The following is a 17867-nucleotide window of genomic DNA, read 5'->3' as shown; positions in this document are numbered from 1 at the left end:
ATGTCCTCTTTGGTTTCCCTGCGTGCCGTCCAGCGGCATGGCCTGCGGTCGCGCGCGCGCGGCTTCACCCTGATCGAACTGATGGTGGTGGTGGCCGTGGTCGCGATCCTGGCCGCCATCGCCTATCCGTCCTACGTGGAGCAGGTGCGCAAGTCGCGGCGGGCGCAGGCCAAGGCCGACCTGGTCGAGTACGCGCAGTTGGCAGAGCGCTCGCATACCACCAACAACACCTATGCGAACTTCCGCTTCAGCAATGGGGCGACAACGTTCCAGTCACCGCGTGAAGGCGGCACCGCGCGCTATACGATCACCTTCCAGGGCGGGCAGGGCACGTTCACGCTGACCGCCACGCCGCAGGGACCCCAGGCGCAGGACAAGTGCGGCACCCTGTCGGTCAACCAGGCCAATGTGAAAACGCCCTCCGCGGCGACCTTGCCGGAGTGCTGGTGATCGTTCGCGACGGGCTTGCGCGGCGCGTAATCTCACCGTAGAATGCGCCTCCCCGCCCGAATAGCTCAGCCGGTTAGAGCACTTGACTGTTAATCAGGGGGTCGTTGGTTCGAGTCCAACTTCGGGCGCCAGATTCAGTAGAAAGCCGCGATCATGTCGCGGCTTTCTGCGTTTTCGATCAGTCCGCGCAGCCATCGCTCTTGCGAGTGACCCGGCTGCGTACCCGCCCCGGAACGCTGACGACGACTTCGCTGTGCAGGCGGTTGCCGATATGGATGCAGATGGTCTGGGCAACGCCTGCATTGCGTCCGTCAGCACGGAACTGCATGCGTTTTCGCCACAGGCTGGTCCGGGCGCTGACCGTGGAAGGGGCCCTTTGTTCCACCAGCAGGACGCCCTTCGGCGCCTTGCCCGGGCGCAATGGCGTGTGCGGGGCGGGATACACCAACCAGCCCCTGGCCCAGTCACGGCCGCAGGTGATGCCATCGCTGCTCGGGCACGCTTCGATGCGCTGGCGGCGGGTGATGGCGGTACTGCGAGCGGTCGACAGCATCGCATGCAGCTGCATGCGCAGACTGTCTGCGCGTACCCGCGCCAGGGTCCGTTGGAAGGAGGGCAGGGCGGTGGCTGCCAGGGTGGCGACCAGCGCCAGCGCCATGCACAGTTCAGCCAGGCCGTAGCCGCGGGAACAAGGTGCAGGCAGGGTTGGATGTGGCATGCAAAGGTCCTCCGTGCCTGCATGGTCCGCCTTGTCCCGGCACCGGTCCGTCGCCAGAGCCGTCAACCGCAGGTAGCCGATTCCCTCAACCTGCCGTCACCGGCCTGCCCGCTATAATTGTTCCCCCCGCGACCTGGCAGCACCATGAGCGACCGTTTCCAACTCGTATCGCCGTATTCGCCCGCAGGCGACCAGCCCAACGCGATCGAGAAGCTGAGCAGCAATTTCGAAGCCGGCGTGGCCAAGCAGACCCTGCTCGGCGTGACCGGCTCGGGCAAGACCTACACCATCGCCAACGTCATCGACCGCATCCAGAAGCCGACGCTGATCATGGCGCCGAACAAGACGCTGGCCGCGCAGTTGTACGGTGAGTTCAAGGCGTTCTTCCCGCACAATGCGGTCGAGTATTTCGTCAGCTACTACGATTACTACCAGCCCGAAGCCTACGTGCCGTCCTCGGACACCTTCATCGAGAAGGACAGTTCGATCAACGAACACATCGAGCAGATGCGCCTGGCCGCGACCAAGACCCTGCTGTCGCGACCGGATGCGCTGGTGGTGGCCACCGTCTCGGCGATCTATGGCCTGGGCGCGCCGGAAGATTACCTGTCGCTGAGGCTGATCCTGTCCAAGGGTGAGCGCATCGACCAGCGCGACCTGATCAACCACCTGACCCAGCTGCAGTACACACGCAACGAGTACGAGCTGCATCGCGGCACGTTCCGCGTGCGTGGCGAAGTGATCGACGTGTTCCCCGCCGAATCGGACAGCGAAGCGCTTCGCATCGAACTGTTCGACGGTGAAGTGGAGAAGATCACCCTGTTCGATCCGCTCACCGGCGAAACGCTGCGCAACATGATGCGCTTCACTGTCTACCCGAAGACCCACTACGCCACCACCCGCGAGCGCGTGCTGGCGGCGGTGGAGACCATCAAGGTGGAGCTGAAGGAGCGGCTCGAGCAGCTGTATGCGGAAAACAAGCTGGTGGAGGCGCAGCGCCTGGCCCAGCGCACCCAGTTCGACATCGAGATGATGGCCGAGGTGGGCTTCTGCAACGGCATCGAAAACTATTCGCGCCACCTGACCGGCAAGCCGGCCGGTTCGCCGCCACCGACCCTGTTTGATTACCTGCCGCCGGATGCGCTGCTGGTGATCGATGAGTCGCACGTCACCATTCCGCAGATCGGCGCGATGTACAAGGGCGACCGTTCGCGCAAGGAAACCCTAGTGGAGTTCGGCTTCCGGCTGCCGTCGGCGCTGGACAACCGGCCGCTGCGTTTCGAGGAATGGGAACAGCGCTGCCCCCGCGCGATCTACGTGTCGGCGACCCCGGGCCCGTACGAATACCGCGAGGCCGGCGAAGACATGGCCGAGCTGGTGGTGCGCCCGACCGGGCTGATCGATCCGATCGTGGAGATCCGCCCGGTCGGCACCCAGGTCGACGACCTGATGAGCGAGGCCAACGAACGCATCAAGATGGGCGACCGCGTGCTGGTCACCACCCTGACCAAGCGCATGGCCGAGAACCTGACCGAGTACCTGAGTGAACACGGCATCCGCGTGCGCTACCTGCACTCGGACATCGACACGGTGGAGCGCGTGGAGATCATCCGCGACCTGCGCCTGGGCAAGTTCGACGTGCTGGTGGGCATCAACCTGCTGCGCGAAGGCCTGGACATGCCCGAGGTCTCGCTGGTGGCGATCCTGGACGCGGACAAGGAAGGTTTCCTGCGCTCCACCGGTTCGCTCATCCAGACCATCGGCCGTGCAGCGCGCAACGTGCGCGGCAAGGCGATCCTGTATGCCGACCGGATGACGAAGTCGATGCAGGCGGCCATCGATGAGACCGACCGCCGCCGCGCCAAGCAGGTGGAATACAACCAAGAGCACGGCATCGTGCCCAAGTCGGTCGCCCGCCCGATCGTGGACGTGCTGGAGGGCGCGCGTTCGGAGGCGTACGACCGGGCCTCGCGCAAGGGCAAGGGCAAAGGAAAGATCGGGGCGGTCGAGATCGCCGAGGAGGGCGCCGATTACGCGACGCTGTCGCCATCCCAGGTCGCCACCCGGCTCAAGTCGCTGGAACAGCGGATGTACCAGCATGCCAAAGACCTGGAGTTCGAAGAGGCCGGGCGCGTGCGCGACTTGATCAAGCGGCTGAAAGAGGCCAGCCTGGGCTGATCGGGGCATCGGCAGCGCCGCGCCATGCTCGGCGAAAATCCCGAAAGCAGCCACAAACGTCGCTTTCGAAGATTTCTTCACAAAAGTGTTGCACAACCCCGGTCTCCTCCGTAATATACGCGGCCTGCCCCGACGCAATCGCAACGCGGCAGGAAACAAAAACGGGCGGTTAGCTCAGCGGTAGAGCACTACCTTGACATGGTAGGGGTCACAGGTTCGAACCCTGTACCGCCCACCACTTCCAGCGAAGTGGGAACGAAAAAAGCCAGCCATCGCGCTGGTTTTTTTGCGCCTGGCATTCGGGATTCATGCACTGCGGCGAGGTCCTGATCCGCACAGGCAGAGTCGATGAATACCGGGCCGAAGTGTCTGTCCGCGGCAGGGTCGACCAGATAGCGTGTTGGTCTTTGCGCGAAAACTTCCGCTGTACTGAGATCAGGCAGCCGGAACCGCCGGCGATGCGGAGCCTCCCGATGACCACCCACGGCAGGAACACGATTGCCACCTTGCTGATCGGCGCGCTGTTGGTTGCGGCCCAGAACGAATCCGCAAGCGGCGCGCCAAGAGCGCCTGGTCAGTACGAGCCGCACCGCAGGCTGGGAGACAACCCGCCCATCACGCTTCCGGCCAGCGGACTACCGGGCGAGGAGATCAGATTCAACCGCCAGCGTAGCGAGGGCTCGGAATCCTGGGCGTACCGATGGCAGGTTGGCGAAGAGGGCGGCGGCAGCTGGAGCCTGATCGGCTACACCTTCAACCACTTCGACGAGCAGGAGCGCTGACGGCAGCGCTTCACGCGCTACGCCTGCCTCAGGCTGCGGTGAACGCCTGCCGTAGGCTGCGCAATGAATCCTGGCGGCAGCGGGTCGCGCAGTCCTCGCCCATCTTGAATTCCTGCAGGCGCATGCCGACCAGCGTCAGCGACAACGCGTAGCCGCTGCCGGAACCGAGGCGCGCATGGCTGATCGCATGGCGTGCCAAGGCATCCACATGATCACGGTCAGGCAACAGGCCGAGGAACGCGCGTTCGGCGCTGTCCAGGTCCGGCGCGGTCAGCACCATGCGCGGGTCATTGGCGCAGTTGAGCAGGGCGGGCGCGGGGCTGGCCGGGGGGAGGAAAGCGTCCATGGCGTCGTTCGGCTCGATACAGAAGCGGTACGTGCACGATGCGTCATCAACATTGTCAGAACATTGCGCGCGCCCTGCGCGGCTTATCATCAGCGCTGGTTTCTGCTGCCCACCGGTTTCCCATGCGCATCCTGCTGGTCGAAGACGATCCTGACCTGTCCCGCGCCCTGCAGTCCGGGCTGGAACGCCAGGGCGTGGTCGCCGACGTGGTGGACACGCTGGCCGCGGCCGCCGCCGCGCTGCGTGACCCGGTGCACCAGTTGTTGCTGCTGGACCGCCAGCTGCCGGACGGCGATGGCCTGGCCTTCGTAGCCATCGCCCGTGCGCTGCGCCCCAACCTGCCGGTCATCATGCTAACCGCCAAGGGCAGCCTGGGCGATAAAGTGGAAGGACTGGATGTCGGCGCGGACGATTACCTGGTCAAGCCGGTGGCTATCGAGGAGTTGATGGCGCGCATCCGCGCGGTAGCGCGCCGCCCGACCGAAATGCTCACCCCGGTGCTGCAGTTGGGGCGGCTGCGTTTCGATTTTGAATCGCTGCAGGCGCAGGTGGACGGCCATGCGCTGCCGCTGCCACGCCGCCAGTTGCTGGTGCTGCAGGCGCTTGCCTTGCGACAGGGCCGCACGGTGACCCGCAGCGGGCTGGAAGAAGCGGTGTACGGCTTCGACGACGACATCCAGTCCAATGCACTGGATGCGCATATTTCCAAGCTGCGCAAAGCGCTGCAGCAGGCCGGTGCGGGCGTGGAAATCCACGTCATCCGCGGGGTCGGTTACCTGTTGGCCGAGGCTTGAAAATGAACACTGATATCCGATCCATTTCACTAGGCCTGGCCTGGCGCGTCTGCCTGGCCCAGGTGTTCACCGTGCTGATCGCGGTGATGGCGCTGATCCTGACCTGGGGCGACCAGGAATCGGTGCACATGGACATGTTCACTGCCGATGACGTGGTGGCCGCGCTGCATGGCGACGGCACGGCCATCCGGCTGGATCGCAAGCGCTGGGATGCCCTCAATGCGGAGGCCGGCGGCAACCTGTGGTTCGTCGCTGTTGATGAACGTGGCAATACCTTGTCCGAGGGAGCCGTGCCGGATGTCCATCGCGAACTGCTGTCACGGCTGGAGCGCGTCGGCTACAGCGAACTGGGATCACTGACCCCGCCCTACCTGGATGCGGCGCGCATCGTGATCAGCAACAAGGACGGCAGGCGCCTGACCGCGATGGTCGGCGGCCAGCCGAAGCACGGGCTGTGGGAGGGCGCGCTGATGGTGTTGCGGCTGATCGGTCCGTGGTTCTTCCTGCCGTTGATCGTGGTGACCCTGCTGGTCATGCCGCTGGTGATCCACCGTGCGATGCGCGGGGTGCGGCAGCTGGCGCGCGAGGCGCGGCTGCTGGACATCGGCAAGGCCGGCGCGCGGCTGGACACGCAGTTGGTCAGCAGCGAGATCGCCCCGCTGGTGAGTGCCTTCAACGATGCCATCGGCAAGGTCCAGCAAGGCTACGCTGCGCGCGACAAGTTCCTGGCCGACGCCGCGCACGAGCTGCGCGTGCCGATCGCGGTGGTACAGGCGCGCCTGTCGCAGCTACCGCAGGGCGCCTTGAAGGCGCAGCTGTTGAACGACATCGCGCGGCTGGGCAACGTCGCCGAACACCTGCTGGACCTGCAGCGCCTGGACCGCAGCGTGGAGAAGCTGCAGCCGCTGGACCTGGCCGCGTTGGCGCGCACGGCGGCGGCGGAACTGGCGCCGCTGGTGATCGGCGCCGGCTATACCTTCGAGGTGGATGCGCCGGAGGAGCCTGTGTGGATCGTCGGCGATGGCATCGCCCTGGGTCGGGTCATGGCCAACCTGGTGCACAACGCGATCGTGCATGGCGGCGGCCGCGGCACCATCAGCGTACGGCTGGAAGCCAACGCCACGCTGGAGGTCGCCGACCAGGGCGCCGGTGTCCCGGAAAACGACCGCGAGGCGATTTTTGAGCCGTTCCACCGCCTGCGTGCGGCCGGCAGCGGCAGCGGACTGGGCCTGCACCTGGTGAAAGAGATCATCCAGCACCACGAAGGCGCGGTGAGCGTAGGCGAGGCACCGGGTGGCGGCGCCAGTTTCCGCATCGCATTCAACCGTTCGGTCCGCCGCCCCGGCTGAAACCCGAGCCTGCACTGTGTGGAAAGCTGATGGCAGCCGCTGCGCCAGCAGGCCACGCTGCATGGCATGGGGGGACAGGCCTGCGATCATCTCGTCGTGTCGCCGGGCCTGTGGGGCAAGGCCAGTGCCGCTGCGCTGGTGGCCGGTGCCACGGCATGCTGTCAACTGCCGGCACTGCCGCCGGCCGTGGCGGCCTGGCCGGCCCTGTTGCTGGGCATCGCCATTTGGCTGGTCCACTGGCGCGGGCGCTGGCTGGGCATGCTGCTGGTGGGCTTCAGCTGGGCGGGGCTGCACGGGCTTTGGGCGTTGCAGGCGCAGCTTCCGCCGCAGCAGCCACCGGTCGACCAGGTGCTGCGCGGCAGGGTGATCGATCTGCCCGAGCATCGCCCGTCCTACAGTCGGTTCCTGCTGCGTGTCGATAACGACCCGGCACTGCCCGAGTCTCTCCGCGGCCGGCGCGTGCAGGTCTACTGGAGCGCGCCCTTCGCACGTGCCGGGTCCGGCAGCGCAGTGCCAGGATCAGGCCCTGGTGGTGTGCGGCACACCGTTGCCGCCGGATCACGCTGGCAACTTCCGCTGCGATTGCGCGCGCCACGCAGCCGGATCAATCCGGGGGGATTCGATGGCGAGCGCCACGCGCTGATGCTCGGTATCGCCGCCAGCGGGCAGGTCCGCGCTGGCTCGGTCCCGCACCAGCTGGAAGGCCCTGCCGGGCTGGCGGCCTGGCGCGAACGCATGTCGCAGCGGATCCAGCAGGCGCGGCCCAGCGAAACGTCGCGGTTCATACGCGCGCTGGCGCTGGGCGACACGCGCGAGCTCAGCGATGCGGATTGGGAACAGTTGCGTGCACTGGGCCTGACCCACCTCATCGCGATCTCCGGGTTCCATGTCGGCTTGGTCGCCGGCGGCCTTGCGCTGCTGGTCGGCCTGTTGTGGCGCTGTATCGCGATGCTGCCCCGGCACGTGCCACGGCCCACCGCGGCCGCGCTGGCGGCGGCTGCGGGCGCGGTGGCCTACGCGCTGGTGGCCGGGCTGGCACTGCCGACCGTGCGCACCGCATTGATGATCGCGGTAGTGGCGCTGGCGCGCGCCAGCCGCCGGCGCATGCCATGGGCCCAGTCGCTCGCGTTGGCGGCCTTCGCGACCCTGCTGGTCGCCCCGCTGTCGGTGCTGGCTGCGGGGTTCTGGCTCAGCTTTGGGGGTGTGCTGTGGCTGATGTGGTGCCTGCCCGGTGGGCAGCGTGCCGAGCCCGGGCTGGCCGGCCTGCTCAAGCCGTTCCTGGCCGCGCAGGGGATTGCCAGCCTGGCCTTGTTGCCGCTCGGCATCAGCCTGTTCGGCCAGGCCTCGCGCATTGGTCCGCTGGTGAACCTGCTGGCGGTGCCGTGGTGGAGCCTGGTGGTGGTGCCGCTGGCGCTGCTCGGCACGGCGCTGGAGGCGCTGCACGCCGGGCTGGGGGCCTGGTGCTGGCGACTTGGCGACACCGCCTTTGCCGTAAGTTGGACGTGGCTGCAGCCGCTGGCCGCGTGGAGCGGAGCGGTGTGGTGGTTGCCGGAGGCGCCGCGCTGGACGCTGCCGTTGGCCCTGCTGGGGGTGTTCTGGTGGTTGCTGCCGCGCGGCCGTGGCGGCCTGCTCGCGGCACCGCTGTTATGCCTGCCGCTGCTCTGGCCGGATCGGCAACTGCCGGCGCCGGGGGCGGTGGAGGTGCTGGTGCTGGACGTGGGGCAGGGCACTGCGGTGGTGGTGCGGACCGCATCGCGGCTGCTGCTGTACGACCTCGGGCCCCCTGGCGTCGGCACCGATTCGGGCGAGCGCGTCGTGCTGCCCGCGCTCCGCGCGCTGGGTGCCGGCGTGCCTGACCGGGTGCTGCTCAGCCATGGCGACGCCGACCATGCCGGTGGCCTGCCCGGGATCCGCCGTGCCTTTCCGCAGGTGCCGGTGTGGGCGCCGGCAGGGTCCGGAGTCGGCGGTGCATCGCCCTGCCATCGCGGCCAGCAGTGGCGATGGGACGGGGTGGATTTCGAGATCCTGCATCCGGTGCAGGGGCATCGGGAGCGCGGCAATGCGTCCAGTTGTGTGCTGCGCATCGCCACCGCGCGCGGGGTGATCCTGCTCACCGGTGACATCGGCATCGCCGAAGAAGCCCAGCTGCTGCGTTCCAACCGCAACGCGCTGAAGGCGGACGCGGCGCTGGTGGCCCACCATGGCAGCGCCGGCTCGTCCAGCGCACCGTGGGTGGACGCGGTGGGGGCGCGGCTGGCACTGGTGTCGGCCGGGCACCGCAACCGCTTCGGCCATCCGCGCGCCGAGGTGGTGCAGCGCTGGGCAGCGTCCGGTGCCGAAGTGCTGGGCACCGCCACCTCCGGCGCACTGCACGTGTGGCTGGGCGCGCAGGGACTGCAGGTCCGCGAACAACGGGTGCATGCGGGTCGCTGGTGGAATGCTGCGGGCCGGGAGCGGGCGGCTGCTATCCTATCGGTGGACAAACAGGCGGCCGCTGGGCCGGAGGGTTGGAAACGTGTGGGAACTGGTCAAGGCCGGCGGTTGGCCGATGGTGCCGCTGCTGCTGCTGGGTGTACTGGCTTTGGCGATCGTCCTGGAGCGTTTCTGGTCCCTGCGCCGCAACGAGGTGCTGCCACCGGGCCTGGGCCAGGACGTGCGCAACTGGGCGGCACGCGGCAAGCTGGATCCGGCCCACCTGGCGACCCTGCGGGCCAATTCGCCGCTGGGCGCGCTGCTGGCGGCGGCGCTGGACGCACGCAATCGTCCGCGCGACCAGATCCGTGAGCGCATCGAAGACACCGGGCGCTTCATCGTCCATCGCATGGAACGCTTCCTCAATGCGCTGGGCACCATCGCTTCGGCCGGTCCACTGCTGGGCCTGCTGGGCACGGTGGTCGGCATGATCCAGATGTTCCTGGGCATCCTGGACCACGGCGTGGGCGATGTGAACCAGCTGGCCGGTGGTATCGGCAAGGCACTGGTATGCACGGCCACCGGCATGATCGTGGCGATCCCCGCGCTGATGTTCCATCGCTACTTCAAGGGCCGCATCAACGGCTACGTGATCGAGATGGAACAGGAGGCCAGCGCGCTGCTGGATGCGCTGGATGGCCGTCCGGGCGTGATGGCCACGCCGCCGCGTGCTGCTGCCCCGGCGGCCGCCAACCCCGGCAGCGCCGCCCCGGCCAAGGCCTGACGGATGCGCATCCGCAACGACCGCGCCGGCGATGAGCCGCATATCGACCTGGTGCCGCTGATCGACGTGATCCTGGTGCTGATCATCTTCTTCGTGGTCACCACCACCTTCGATGCGCGTTCCACCCTGCAGGTGCAGCTGCCGCATGCCAGCCAGCAGGCCAACAGTGAACCGCCGCGCGCGCTGAGCATCCTGGTCAATGCCGATGGCCGCTACTTCGTCAACGACCAGGAAGTGCTGCGCACCGACGTGGAGTCGGTCAAGCAGACTATTGCTGCGGTGGCCGGCGAGGACCGCACCCAGTCCGTGCTGCTGCGCGCCGACGCGCGCACCCCCTACCAGGCCGTGGTCACCGCACAGGATGCCCTCGGCCAGCTCGGCTTCCGCCGGATTTCCATCGCAACCGCTCCCGAGGTGCGTCAATGAGTTCCAAACACGCGCCCGTCTGGCCGATCTACAAGCGCCTGCTCGGCTACACCCGCGCCTACTGGGTATTCATGGTGGCCGCCGTGGTGGCGATGGCCATCGAAGCGCTGGCCGGCTACTCCTTCACCCGCTTGATGGAACCGCTGGTCAACCGCGGCTTCGTCAACCCTGAGCCGCGCATGGCGGTGATCCTGCCGCTGACCATCCTGGGCCTGTTCCTGATGCGCAGCCTGGCCACGCTGGTCAGTGACTACACCCTGGCCCGCACCGGCCGCAGCGTGGTGCGCGACCTGCGCGAACAGGTGCTGGAAAAGTACCTGCACCTGCCGTCGTCGCACTTCGATACCGAAGCCACCCCGGTGATGGTCAGCCGGCTGAACTTCGATACCGAACAGGTCACCCAGGCCAGCGCCGATGCGTTGAAGACGCTGGTGGCCGACACCCTGACCATCATCGCGATGCTGGTGGTGATGCTGCAGATGAGCGTCAAGGTCACCATGGCGATGCTGGTGGTGGTGCCGATGATCGGCTTGATCGTGTCCTACGTGGGCAAGCGCTACCGGCGCATCAGCCGCGGCATCCAGGACGGCATGGGCACCATGGCCGCCACGGCGGAGCAGTCGTTGTCCGCCCAGCAGGAAGTCAAGGTGCACGGCACCCAGCGGCACGAGATCGACCGTTACTCGCGGCTGGCCAACCGCATGCTGGGCCTGAACATGAAGGTCGAGACCACGCGCGCCTTCGCCTCCAGCACGGTGCAGTTCCTGGCCGCGCTGGCGCTGGCGGTGATCGTCTGGGTAGCCACCCGCGAAGCGCTGGTCGGCAAGCTCAACGCCGGCCAGTTCATGGGCCTGATGACCTCGATGATGGCGATCATTCCCTCGCTGCGCCGGCTGACCAGCGTGCAGACCTCGATCTCGCGCGGTGTGGCTGCCGCCGAGCGGCTGTTCTCCATCCTGGACATGCCGGTGGAGCGTGACCGGGGCAGCAAGCGCATCGAACGGGCACGCGGCGAACTGGCTTTCGAGCACGTGATGCTGCGTTACCGCGAAGACGCCGGCATCGCGCTGGACGACATCAGCTTCGTTGCACGCCCCGGCACCGTGACCGCCGTGGTGGGACGCTCGGGCAGTGGCAAGACCAGCCTGATCCGGCTGGTGCCGCGCTTTTACGAGCCCAGTGGCGGCCGCATCACGCTGGATGGCGTGCCACTGGACGATTACCCGCTGGCCGACCTGCGTCGGCAGGTGGCGATGGTGGGACAGAAGGTGATGCTGTTCGACGACACCATCGGCTCGAACATCGCCTACGGCATGGATGCCAGCCAGGAGCAGATCCGCGCGGCGGCCGAGGCGGCCAACGCCTGGGAGTTCATCGCGCGCCTGCCGCAGCAGCTGGACACCCCGGTCGGCGAGAACGGGGCGCTGCTGTCCGGTGGCCAGCGCCAGCGCCTGGCAATCGCCCGCGCGATCCTGCGTGATGCGCCGATCCTGATCCTGGACGAGGCGACCGCCGCGCTGGACAACGAATCCGAACGGCTGGTGCAGGACGCGCTGCAGCGGCTGATGCCCGAGCGCACCACGCTGGTCATCGCGCACCGGCTGTCCACCATCGAACACGCCGACCAGGTGCTGGTGATGGACCAGGGCCGCATTGTCGAGCGCGGTACGCACGATGAACTGCTGGCCATGGGTGGCCTGTACGAGCACCTGTACAACATGCAGTTCCGCGAAAGGCAGGCCTGATGTCCGGCAAGGGTACCCAGACACCGGCCTACTGGTATGACGGCTCCACGGTGCCGCTCGGAATGCGCCTGCTCAGCCCACTGTATGCGGCCGTGTCCGGCCTGCGGCGGCGCCTGTACCGGCGCGGCTGGCTGAAGCGGCACGCGTTGCCGGTGCCGGTGATCGTGGTCGGCAACATCACCGCCGGTGGCACCGGCAAGACCCCGCTGACCATCGCGCTGGTGCAGCAGTTGCGCGCAGCGGGCTGGAAACCCGGCGTTGCCAGCCGTGGCTATGGCCGCGAGCAGGCCGAAACCGGGCGCTGGGTGGATGCCGATACGCCGACCGCGCTCGGCGGCGACGAGCCGGTGCTGATTGCCTGGAAAACCGGTGCGCCGGTGCGGGTGGATGCCGACCGGGTAGCCGCCGGCAAGGCGCTGGTCGAGGCCGGTTGCGATGTGATCGTCTGCGATGACGGCCTGCAGCACTACCGCCTGGCGCGCGATATCGAGATTGAAGTCATTGACGCGCAGCGTCGTTACGGCAACGGCCGGCTGCTGCCTGCCGGACCGCTGCGCGAGCCGGTGGCCCGCGCCGGCGAATGCGATTTCCGCGTGGTCAACCAGGGCGCGGCCAGCGCGGAAAACGCGGCGGTGGCGTGCGGGTTCGGGCAATGGCCGATGCGCCTGCGCATCGACAGTGCGCAGCCGCTGGTGGGCGGACGCCTGCGCGCGCTTTCGCACTTTGCCGGGCAGCGCGTGCACGCCGTGGCGGGCATCGCGCACCCGCAGCGATTCTTCGACATGCTGCGTGCCGAACGCATCGGCGTGGTCCCGCATGCCTTCGCCGACCACCACGCCTACCAGCCGCAGGACCTGCGCTTTGGCAGCGAGCTGCCGATCCTGATGACCGAAAAGGACGCGGTGAAGTGCCGCGCCTTCGCCAACGACTGGCACTTCGCCATTCCCCTGCAGGCCGATCTGCCCGCTGCGTTCTGGGTGGCATTGACCGACCGCCTTGAGAAGCTGCGCGCGCGCTGAACCGCCTGCGCGCGTGGCCTGTAACCGGAGAACCCCATGACCGAGTTCGTCGTCGCCATTCCTGCCCGCTATGCCGCTTCGCGCCTGCCCGGCAAGCCGTTGCGCCTGCTCGGCGGGGAACCGCTGGTGCTGCACGTGGCGCGGCGCGCGCTGCAGGCCGGCGCGCGCGAAGTGTGGGTGGCCACCGACGATGCGCGCATCGCCGAAGCGCTGGCGGGGTTGCAGGACGTGCAGGTGGCCATGACCGATCCGGCCCATCCCTCCGGCACTGACCGGCTGGCCGAATGTGCCCGCCATGCCGGCTGGGCCGATGACACCGTGGTGGTCAACCTGCAGGGTGACGAACCGTTTGCACCGGCCGCCGGCATCCGTGCGGTGGCCGACGCGCTGACCAGCGGCCGCGCCCCGATGTCCACGCTGTGTACACCGGTCGAAGATGCGGCCACGCTGTTCGATCCCAACGTGGTCAAGCTGGTGCGCAATGCGCGCGGTGAGGCCATGTACTTCAGCCGGGCGCCGATCGCCTGGCACCGCGATGGTTTCGCGCGCAGCCGCGAGGTGTTGCCGGACGGGGTCCAGTGGCTGCGCCACATCGGCATCTACGGCTACCGCGCCGGCTTCCTGCAGCAGTTCGCCGCAATGCCGCCCGGCAGCCTGGAACAGGTGGAAAACCTGGAACAGCTGCGGGTGCTGGAGGCCGGTTACCCGATCAGCGCGGCGCTGTCGCCGGCGCTGTTCCCGGCCGGCATCGACACCCCAGAAGACCTGGAGCGGGCCGAACAGTTGCTGGCCAGCGGCCACGCCTGAGCGGGCCCGGAAAAAATCCGCGTGGCACAACGATTGCATGACGCGCGGTCCGGCATAATCAGGGTATGAACGCCCAACCCGTCCAGGACCTCCCTGAGTTCGCCACGTGGCTGAACGCCGCGCCCGCCACCCTGAGCGAGCTGCGCGGGCAACCGCTGGCCCTGCTGTTCGTCAATGCCGCGTCGGCATGGTGCGCGCAACGCCTGGCCGAAGTGGCGAACTGGCAGTCGCGCCATCCAGGCCGGCTGCAGGTGCTGGTGCTGCAGGTGCCGCGTTTCGATTTCGAACGCGACGAAACGGCCAGCCTGAAGCTGCTGCGCCGCCAGGGCCTGCACTCGGTCGCGCTGCTGGACAGCGACTGGGACGGCTGGCGGCGCTTCGGGGTGACGGCCTGGCCGACGATGGTGCTGATGGATGTCTATGGCCGCGAAAGCAGCCGCCTGGTCGGCCTCGGCCAGCCGGGCGAGCTGGACCGTGCGCTCAACGAACTGTGCGGCAACCTGCAGCCGACACCGTTCGAAGCACTGCGCGAGCTGCGCCCCGAGCCGCGCCTGCCGCTGTGTTTCCCCACCGGACTGGCGGTCACCACCGAGCGGCTGTACATCGCCGACAGCGGCCACCACCGCGTGCTGGAATGCACCCATGGCGGGCGCGTGCTGCGCCAGTTCGGGCAGGGCACACCGGACTTCATGGATGGTGGGGCGCAGGACGCGGCCTTCAACCGGCCGCAGGCGCTGGTGGTGGAACGCGAGTCGCTGTACGTGGCCGACACCGGCAACCATGCCCTGCGTCGCATCAACATCATCACCGGCCAGGTGGACACGCTGTGTGGCAATGGCCGGCCGGGCGAACCGCGCGACGGACAGGTCGACGACCCGCGCAGCGTAGCGCTGAACCACCCGGCAGGGCTGGCCCTGGCCGACAACGAACTGCACATGGCGATGGCCGGTGACAACCGCATCTGGAGCTACCACCTGGGCCAGCGGCGACTCACCCGGCGCGCCGGCAGCGGTGCCATCGACCAGCGCGACGGCAGTGGCAACGTGGCCGCCTTCGCCCAGCCGACCGGGCTGGCGGTGGTGCAGCAGGCGCTGTACGTGGCCGATGCGCTGGCCTCTTCGATCCGCTGCGTGCAGCTGCGTGGCGACCTGGTGCAGACGCTGATCGGGCAGGGTGTGTGGAACCACGGCAGCGAAGACGGTCCGCGTGACCGGGCCAGCCTGCAGTTCCCGCAGGCCATCGCGCTCAGCCCGGATGCACCGCTGCTGTGGATTGCCGATGCCGGCAACGGTCGCCTGCGCACCCTGCGGCTGGGCGGCGGCGAACTGGTCACCCAGGCGTTGCCCCGCCGACTGCACGGGCCGGCCGGCCTGGCGGTCGGATCCGGTGCGGTCTGGATCGCCGAAACCGATGCCCACGCCGTGCTGCGCTTCGATCCTGCCAGTGGCGTGCTGAGCGACGTGCCGATCACCGAATGAACGCTGTACCCGCTTTCGATGGCAAGGCCTTCGCGGCCGCGCTGAGCACCGCCCCCGGTGTTTACCGCATGTACGCCGCCGACGATGTGCTGCTGTATGTCGGCAAGGCGCGCGCCCTGCGCAACCGTGTCGGCAGCTATTTCAACGGCAGCCCGAAGAACGCGCGGATCATGTCCATGCTGTCGCAGATCGTGCGCATGGACGTCACCGTGACGCGCTCGGAAAGCGAAGCGCTGCTGCTCGAAAACCAGCTGATCAAATCGCTGTCGCCGCGCTACAACGTGTCCCTGCGCGACGACAAGACCTATCCGCACGTGCTGCTGACCCGCGAGGCGTGGCCGCGCATCGCGCTGCACCGCGGGCCGCGCGCCGTACCGGGCCGCTACTTCGGGCCGTATCCGGGGGTCACTGCGGTGCGCGAAACGCTGAACCTGATGCACAAGCTGTTCAAGCTGCGCAGCTGCGAGGACAGCGTGTTCAAGAACCGCTCGCGGCCGTGCCTGCAGTACCAGATCGGCCGGTGCAGCGCGCCCTGCGTGGATCTGGTGGCGGCCGAGGATTACGCCGAAGCAGTGCGCCGCGCCTCGATGTTCCTGGAAGGCAAGAGCGATGAGCTGACCCGTGAGCTGGGCGAGCAGATGCAGGCGGCCAGCGAGTCGCTGGAATTCGAGCAGGCGGCGCGGCTGCGCGACCTGGTCAAATCGCTGCGCAGCATGCAGACCCGCCAGTACGTGGACGGCCGCGCCGCCGATCTGGACGTGCTGGCGGTGGCCACCCGTGGCGCGCAGGCCTGCGTGATGCTGCTGGCCTTCCGTGACGGCCGCAACATGGGCACGCGCCCGTTCTTCCCGCGCACCAATGGCGAAGACAGCCCGGAAGAAGTGCTGGGCGCGTTCGTGTCGCAGTACTACGTGGAATTCGAGCCGCCCCGCGAGATCCTGCTGGATCGCGAAATCCCGGATGCGACGCTGCTGGAAGCCGCGTTTTCCGCGTCTTCCGAACGCCGCGTGCAGTTGAAATGGAACGTGCGTGGCGAACGCGCCGGCTACCTGGAACTGGCCAGCCGCAACGCGCAGCTGACCCTGGCCACCGAACTCAACAGCCGCGATTCCCAGCATGCGCGCAGCGAGGCGGTGCGCGAGATGCTCGGCCTGGCCGAGCCGGTCAAGCGGGTGGAATGTTTCGACATCAGCCACACCATGGGCGAGGCCACGGTGGCCTCGTGCGTGGTGTTCGATGCGGCCGGGCCGGTGAAGGCGCAGTATCGCCGCTTCAACATCAGCGGCATCGAACCCGGCGATGACTACGCCGCCATGCGCCAGGCGATCGACCGCCGTTTCCGCCGGGCGGTGGAAGAGCAGGGCGTGCTGCCGGATGTGCTGCTGATCGACGGTGGCGCCGGGCAGCTGGCGCAGGCCCAGGCCGCACTGGCCGATCTGGGCGTGGAAGGCGTGCTGCTGGTCGGCGTTGCCAAGGGCGCCGAACGCCGCGCCGGGCACGAAGCGCTGGTGCTGCCGGACGGACGCGAGCTGCGCCCCGGCGCGGCCTCGCCGGCGCTGCAGTTCATCCAGCAGGTGCGCGACGAGGCGCATCGGTTTGCCATCACCGGGCATCGCGGCCGCCGCCAGAAGGCCCGCATGACCAGCAAGCTGGAAGATATCGCCGGTATCGGGCCGCGCCGCCGCGCCAGCCTGCTCAAGCATTTTGGCGGACTGGTCGGCCTGAAGGCGGCCGGCGAGGCCGAAATCGCCAAAGTGGAAGGCATCAATGCTGCCCTCGCTGCGCGTATCTACGCTAACCTTCATGGACTGCCCGAGCCGAATGCGGCGGGCGAGTAGAGATTACCGATGACGTTGACCCTCCCCACCTGGCTGACCCTGCTGCGGATCCTGATGATCCCGGTGCTGGTGCTGGTGTTCTATCTTCCCTACACGTGGACCAACTTCGCCTCGGCGGCGCTGTTCGGCCTGGCGGCGATCACCGATTGGCTGGATGGCTGGATCGCGCGGCGCTACCAGCTGGAATCGGCGTTCGGTGCGTTCCTGGATCCGGTGGCCGACAAACTGATGGTGGCCGTGGCGCTGTTCCTGATCGTGCAGGGCCATCCCACGCCGTGGATGGCGTTCTGGGCGGCGGTGATCGTGGGCCGCGAAATCGCCGTTTCGGCACTGCGCGAATGGATGGCCGAACTGGGCCAGCGGGCGAAAGTGCGCGTGGCGGTGATCGGCAAGGTGAAGACCACCGCGCAGATGGTCGCGCTGCTGTGCCTGCTGTATTCAGTGGCGCCCAACACCCCGGTGGAGGACATCTGGATGGGCCCGCCGGTGTTCCACATGGGCGACTGGACGCTGGCGATCGCTGCGGTGCTGACCCTGTGGTCGGGCCTGCAGTACCTGCACGCGGCGTGGCCGAGCCTGCGCGCCGATGAGCGTGCGGCACGCGAACGCGCGCGCCTGAAGAAGGGCGGCTGATAGCGGTTGACACCGATGTGAAGACAGGTAAAATGCCGCCTCCCAAGCGGGAATAGCTCAGTTGGTAGAGCGCAACCTTGCCAAGGTTGAGGTCGCGAGTTCGAGTCT

15 protein-coding genes, 2 tRNA genes and 1 pseudogene are annotated in these 17867 nt (G+C 67.9%); 16 read left to right on the top strand and 2 right to left on the bottom strand.

Annotation, left to right across the window (positions count from 1 at the left end):
• Together H9654_RS06670 and H9654_RS06665 are read left to right on the top strand one after the other, a co-directional pair.
• The gene (locus H9654_RS06670) at window positions 1–450 is read left to right on the top strand and encodes a type IV pilin protein (protein ID WP_191769976.1); all 450 of its coding nucleotides are present in this window, start codon (window positions 1–3) and stop codon (window positions 448–450) included.
• Between the two features lie 54 nt (window positions 451–504).
• A tRNA-Asn gene (locus H9654_RS06665) sits at window positions 505–581 on the top strand.
• A 47-nt stretch (window positions 582–628) separates the two neighbouring features.
• Here the strand turns inward: H9654_RS06665 and H9654_RS06660 are convergent.
• Window positions 629–1168 carry a GspH/FimT family protein gene (locus tag H9654_RS06660; protein WP_191769974.1) on the bottom strand — a complete coding sequence of 180 codons (540 nt, stop codon included), beginning with the start codon at window positions 1166–1168 and terminating at the stop codon, window positions 629–631.
• A gap of 144 nt (window positions 1169–1312) precedes the next feature.
• Here H9654_RS06660 and uvrB point away from each other — a divergent pair, with 144 nt between their 5' ends.
• The 3 genes from uvrB (at window position 1313) to H9654_RS06645 (ending at window position 4128) form a co-directional block, all read left to right on the top strand.
• Window positions 1313–3346 (top strand): excinuclease ABC subunit UvrB, encoded by a 2034-nt coding sequence (gene uvrB / locus H9654_RS06655; RefSeq protein WP_191769972.1) that lies wholly within the window; start codon window positions 1313–1315, stop codon window positions 3344–3346.
• A gap of 163 nt (window positions 3347–3509) precedes the next feature.
• Window positions 3510–3584: transfer RNA gene (locus tag H9654_RS06650), tRNA-Val, on the top strand.
• Window positions 3585–3819: 235 nt separating this feature from the next.
• Complete coding sequence (locus tag H9654_RS06645; RefSeq protein ID WP_191769970.1) at window positions 3820–4128, top strand: hypothetical protein; 309 nt, start codon at window positions 3820–3822, stop codon at window positions 4126–4128.
• A 28-nt stretch (window positions 4129–4156) separates the two neighbouring features.
• On the opposite strand, the gene H9654_RS06640 is transcribed toward H9654_RS06645, so the two are convergent.
• Window positions 4157–4474 carry a hypothetical protein gene (locus H9654_RS06640; protein ID WP_225211920.1) on the bottom strand — a complete coding sequence of 106 codons (318 nt, stop codon included), beginning with the start codon at window positions 4472–4474 and terminating at the stop codon, window positions 4157–4159.
• Between the two features lie 122 nt (window positions 4475–4596).
• Here H9654_RS06640 and H9654_RS06635 point away from each other — a divergent pair, with 122 nt between their 5' ends.
• From H9654_RS06635 to pgsA, 11 genes and pseudogenes are all read left to right on the top strand, one after another.
• Window positions 4597–5268, top strand: coding sequence for a response regulator transcription factor (locus tag H9654_RS06635; RefSeq protein WP_191769969.1), 672 nt, complete (start codon window positions 4597–4599; stop codon window positions 5266–5268).
• Window positions 5269–5270: 2 nt separating this feature from the next.
• Window positions 5271–6617, top strand: a complete 1347-nt coding sequence (locus tag H9654_RS06630; protein ID WP_191769967.1) for a sensor histidine kinase — start codon at window positions 5271–5273, stop codon at window positions 6615–6617.
• Window positions 6618–6683: 66 nt separating this feature from the next.
• A pseudogene (locus H9654_RS06625) lies at window positions 6684–9125 on the top strand (DNA internalization-related competence protein ComEC/Rec2); the annotation flags it as partial.
• A 7-nt stretch (window positions 9126–9132) separates the two neighbouring features.
• Window positions 9133–9813, top strand: a complete 681-nt coding sequence (locus H9654_RS17775) for a MotA/TolQ/ExbB proton channel family protein (RefSeq protein WP_232767740.1) — start codon at window positions 9133–9135, stop codon at window positions 9811–9813.
• A gap of 3 nt (window positions 9814–9816) precedes the next feature.
• On the top strand, window positions 9817–10239 hold the full coding sequence (locus tag H9654_RS06620; protein WP_042614192.1) for an ExbD/TolR family protein: 423 nt from the start codon (window positions 9817–9819) through the stop codon (window positions 10237–10239).
• Entirely contained in the window at window positions 10236–11984 is a 1749-nt protein-coding gene (gene msbA, locus H9654_RS06615; protein ID WP_182655468.1) for a lipid A export permease/ATP-binding protein MsbA, read from the top strand. Before H9654_RS06620 ends, msbA begins: the two co-directional genes overlap by 4 nt.
• Window positions 11984–13003 (top strand): tetraacyldisaccharide 4'-kinase, encoded by a 1020-nt coding sequence (gene lpxK / locus H9654_RS06610; RefSeq protein ID WP_042614194.1) that lies wholly within the window; start codon window positions 11984–11986, stop codon window positions 13001–13003. The genes msbA and lpxK overlap by 1 nt, the downstream gene beginning before the upstream one ends.
• 36 nt (window positions 13004–13039) lie before the next feature.
• Window positions 13040–13810 (top strand): 3-deoxy-manno-octulosonate cytidylyltransferase, encoded by a 771-nt coding sequence (gene kdsB, locus H9654_RS06605; protein WP_191769963.1) that lies wholly within the window; start codon window positions 13040–13042, stop codon window positions 13808–13810.
• A 65-nt stretch (window positions 13811–13875) separates the two neighbouring features.
• Entirely contained in the window at window positions 13876–15288 is a 1413-nt protein-coding gene (locus H9654_RS06600; protein ID WP_191769961.1) for a hypothetical protein, read from the top strand.
• Window positions 15285–17126: an excinuclease ABC subunit UvrC gene (uvrC, locus tag H9654_RS06595; protein WP_042614197.1), complete on the top strand. Its 1842-nt coding sequence runs from the start codon at window positions 15285–15287 to the stop codon at window positions 17124–17126. The genes H9654_RS06600 and uvrC overlap by 4 nt, the downstream gene beginning before the upstream one ends.
• A 9-nt stretch (window positions 17127–17135) precedes the next feature.
• Window positions 17136–17759, top strand: a complete 624-nt coding sequence (gene pgsA, locus H9654_RS06590; protein WP_042614198.1) for a CDP-diacylglycerol--glycerol-3-phosphate 3-phosphatidyltransferase — start codon at window positions 17136–17138, stop codon at window positions 17757–17759.
• The last annotated feature ends 108 nt before the right edge of the window (window positions 17760–17867 follow it).

Source organism: Stenotrophomonas lacuserhaii (assembly GCF_014836545.1).
GTDB classification, from domain to species: domain Bacteria; phylum Pseudomonadota; class Gammaproteobacteria; order Xanthomonadales; family Xanthomonadaceae; genus Stenotrophomonas; species Stenotrophomonas lacuserhaii.
The sequence above is the reverse complement of the archived record's forward strand: the minus strand, read 5'-3'. Positions and strand labels throughout refer to the sequence as shown.

What these genes read in the sequence shown, in the direction of transcription:
- H9654_RS06635 (WP_191769969.1), top strand. Translation starts at nt 4,597, where the DNA reads ATGCGCATCCTGCTGGTCGAAGACGATCCTGACCTGTCCCGCGCCCTG.
- H9654_RS06630 (WP_191769967.1), top strand. Translation starts at nt 5,271, where the DNA reads ATGAACACTGATATCCGATCCATTTCACTAGGCCTGGCCTGGCGCGTC.
- H9654_RS06670 (WP_191769976.1), top strand. Translation starts at nt 1, where the DNA reads ATGTCCTCTTTGGTTTCCCTGCGTGCCGTCCAGCGGCATGGCCTGCGG.
- uvrC (WP_042614197.1), top strand. Translation starts at nt 15,285, where the DNA reads ATGAACGCTGTACCCGCTTTCGATGGCAAGGCCTTCGCGGCCGCGCTG.
- pgsA (WP_042614198.1), top strand. Translation starts at nt 17,136, where the DNA reads ATGACGTTGACCCTCCCCACCTGGCTGACCCTGCTGCGGATCCTGATG.
- H9654_RS06620 (WP_042614192.1), top strand. Translation starts at nt 9,817, where the DNA reads ATGCGCATCCGCAACGACCGCGCCGGCGATGAGCCGCATATCGACCTG.
- H9654_RS06600 (WP_191769961.1), top strand. Translation starts at nt 13,876, where the DNA reads ATGAACGCCCAACCCGTCCAGGACCTCCCTGAGTTCGCCACGTGGCTG.
- H9654_RS06645 (WP_191769970.1), top strand. Translation starts at nt 3,820, where the DNA reads ATGACCACCCACGGCAGGAACACGATTGCCACCTTGCTGATCGGCGCG.
- uvrB (WP_191769972.1), top strand. Translation starts at nt 1,313, where the DNA reads ATGAGCGACCGTTTCCAACTCGTATCGCCGTATTCGCCCGCAGGCGAC.
- H9654_RS06640 (WP_225211920.1), bottom strand. Translation starts at nt 4,474, where the DNA reads ATGGACGCTTTCCTCCCCCCGGCCAGCCCCGCGCCCGCCCTGCTCAAC.
- msbA (WP_182655468.1), top strand. Translation starts at nt 10,236, where the DNA reads ATGAGTTCCAAACACGCGCCCGTCTGGCCGATCTACAAGCGCCTGCTC.
- kdsB (WP_191769963.1), top strand. Translation starts at nt 13,040, where the DNA reads ATGACCGAGTTCGTCGTCGCCATTCCTGCCCGCTATGCCGCTTCGCGC.
- H9654_RS06660 (WP_191769974.1), bottom strand. Translation starts at nt 1,168, where the DNA reads ATGCCACATCCAACCCTGCCTGCACCTTGTTCCCGCGGCTACGGCCTG.
- lpxK (WP_042614194.1), top strand. Translation starts at nt 11,984, where the DNA reads ATGTCCGGCAAGGGTACCCAGACACCGGCCTACTGGTATGACGGCTCC.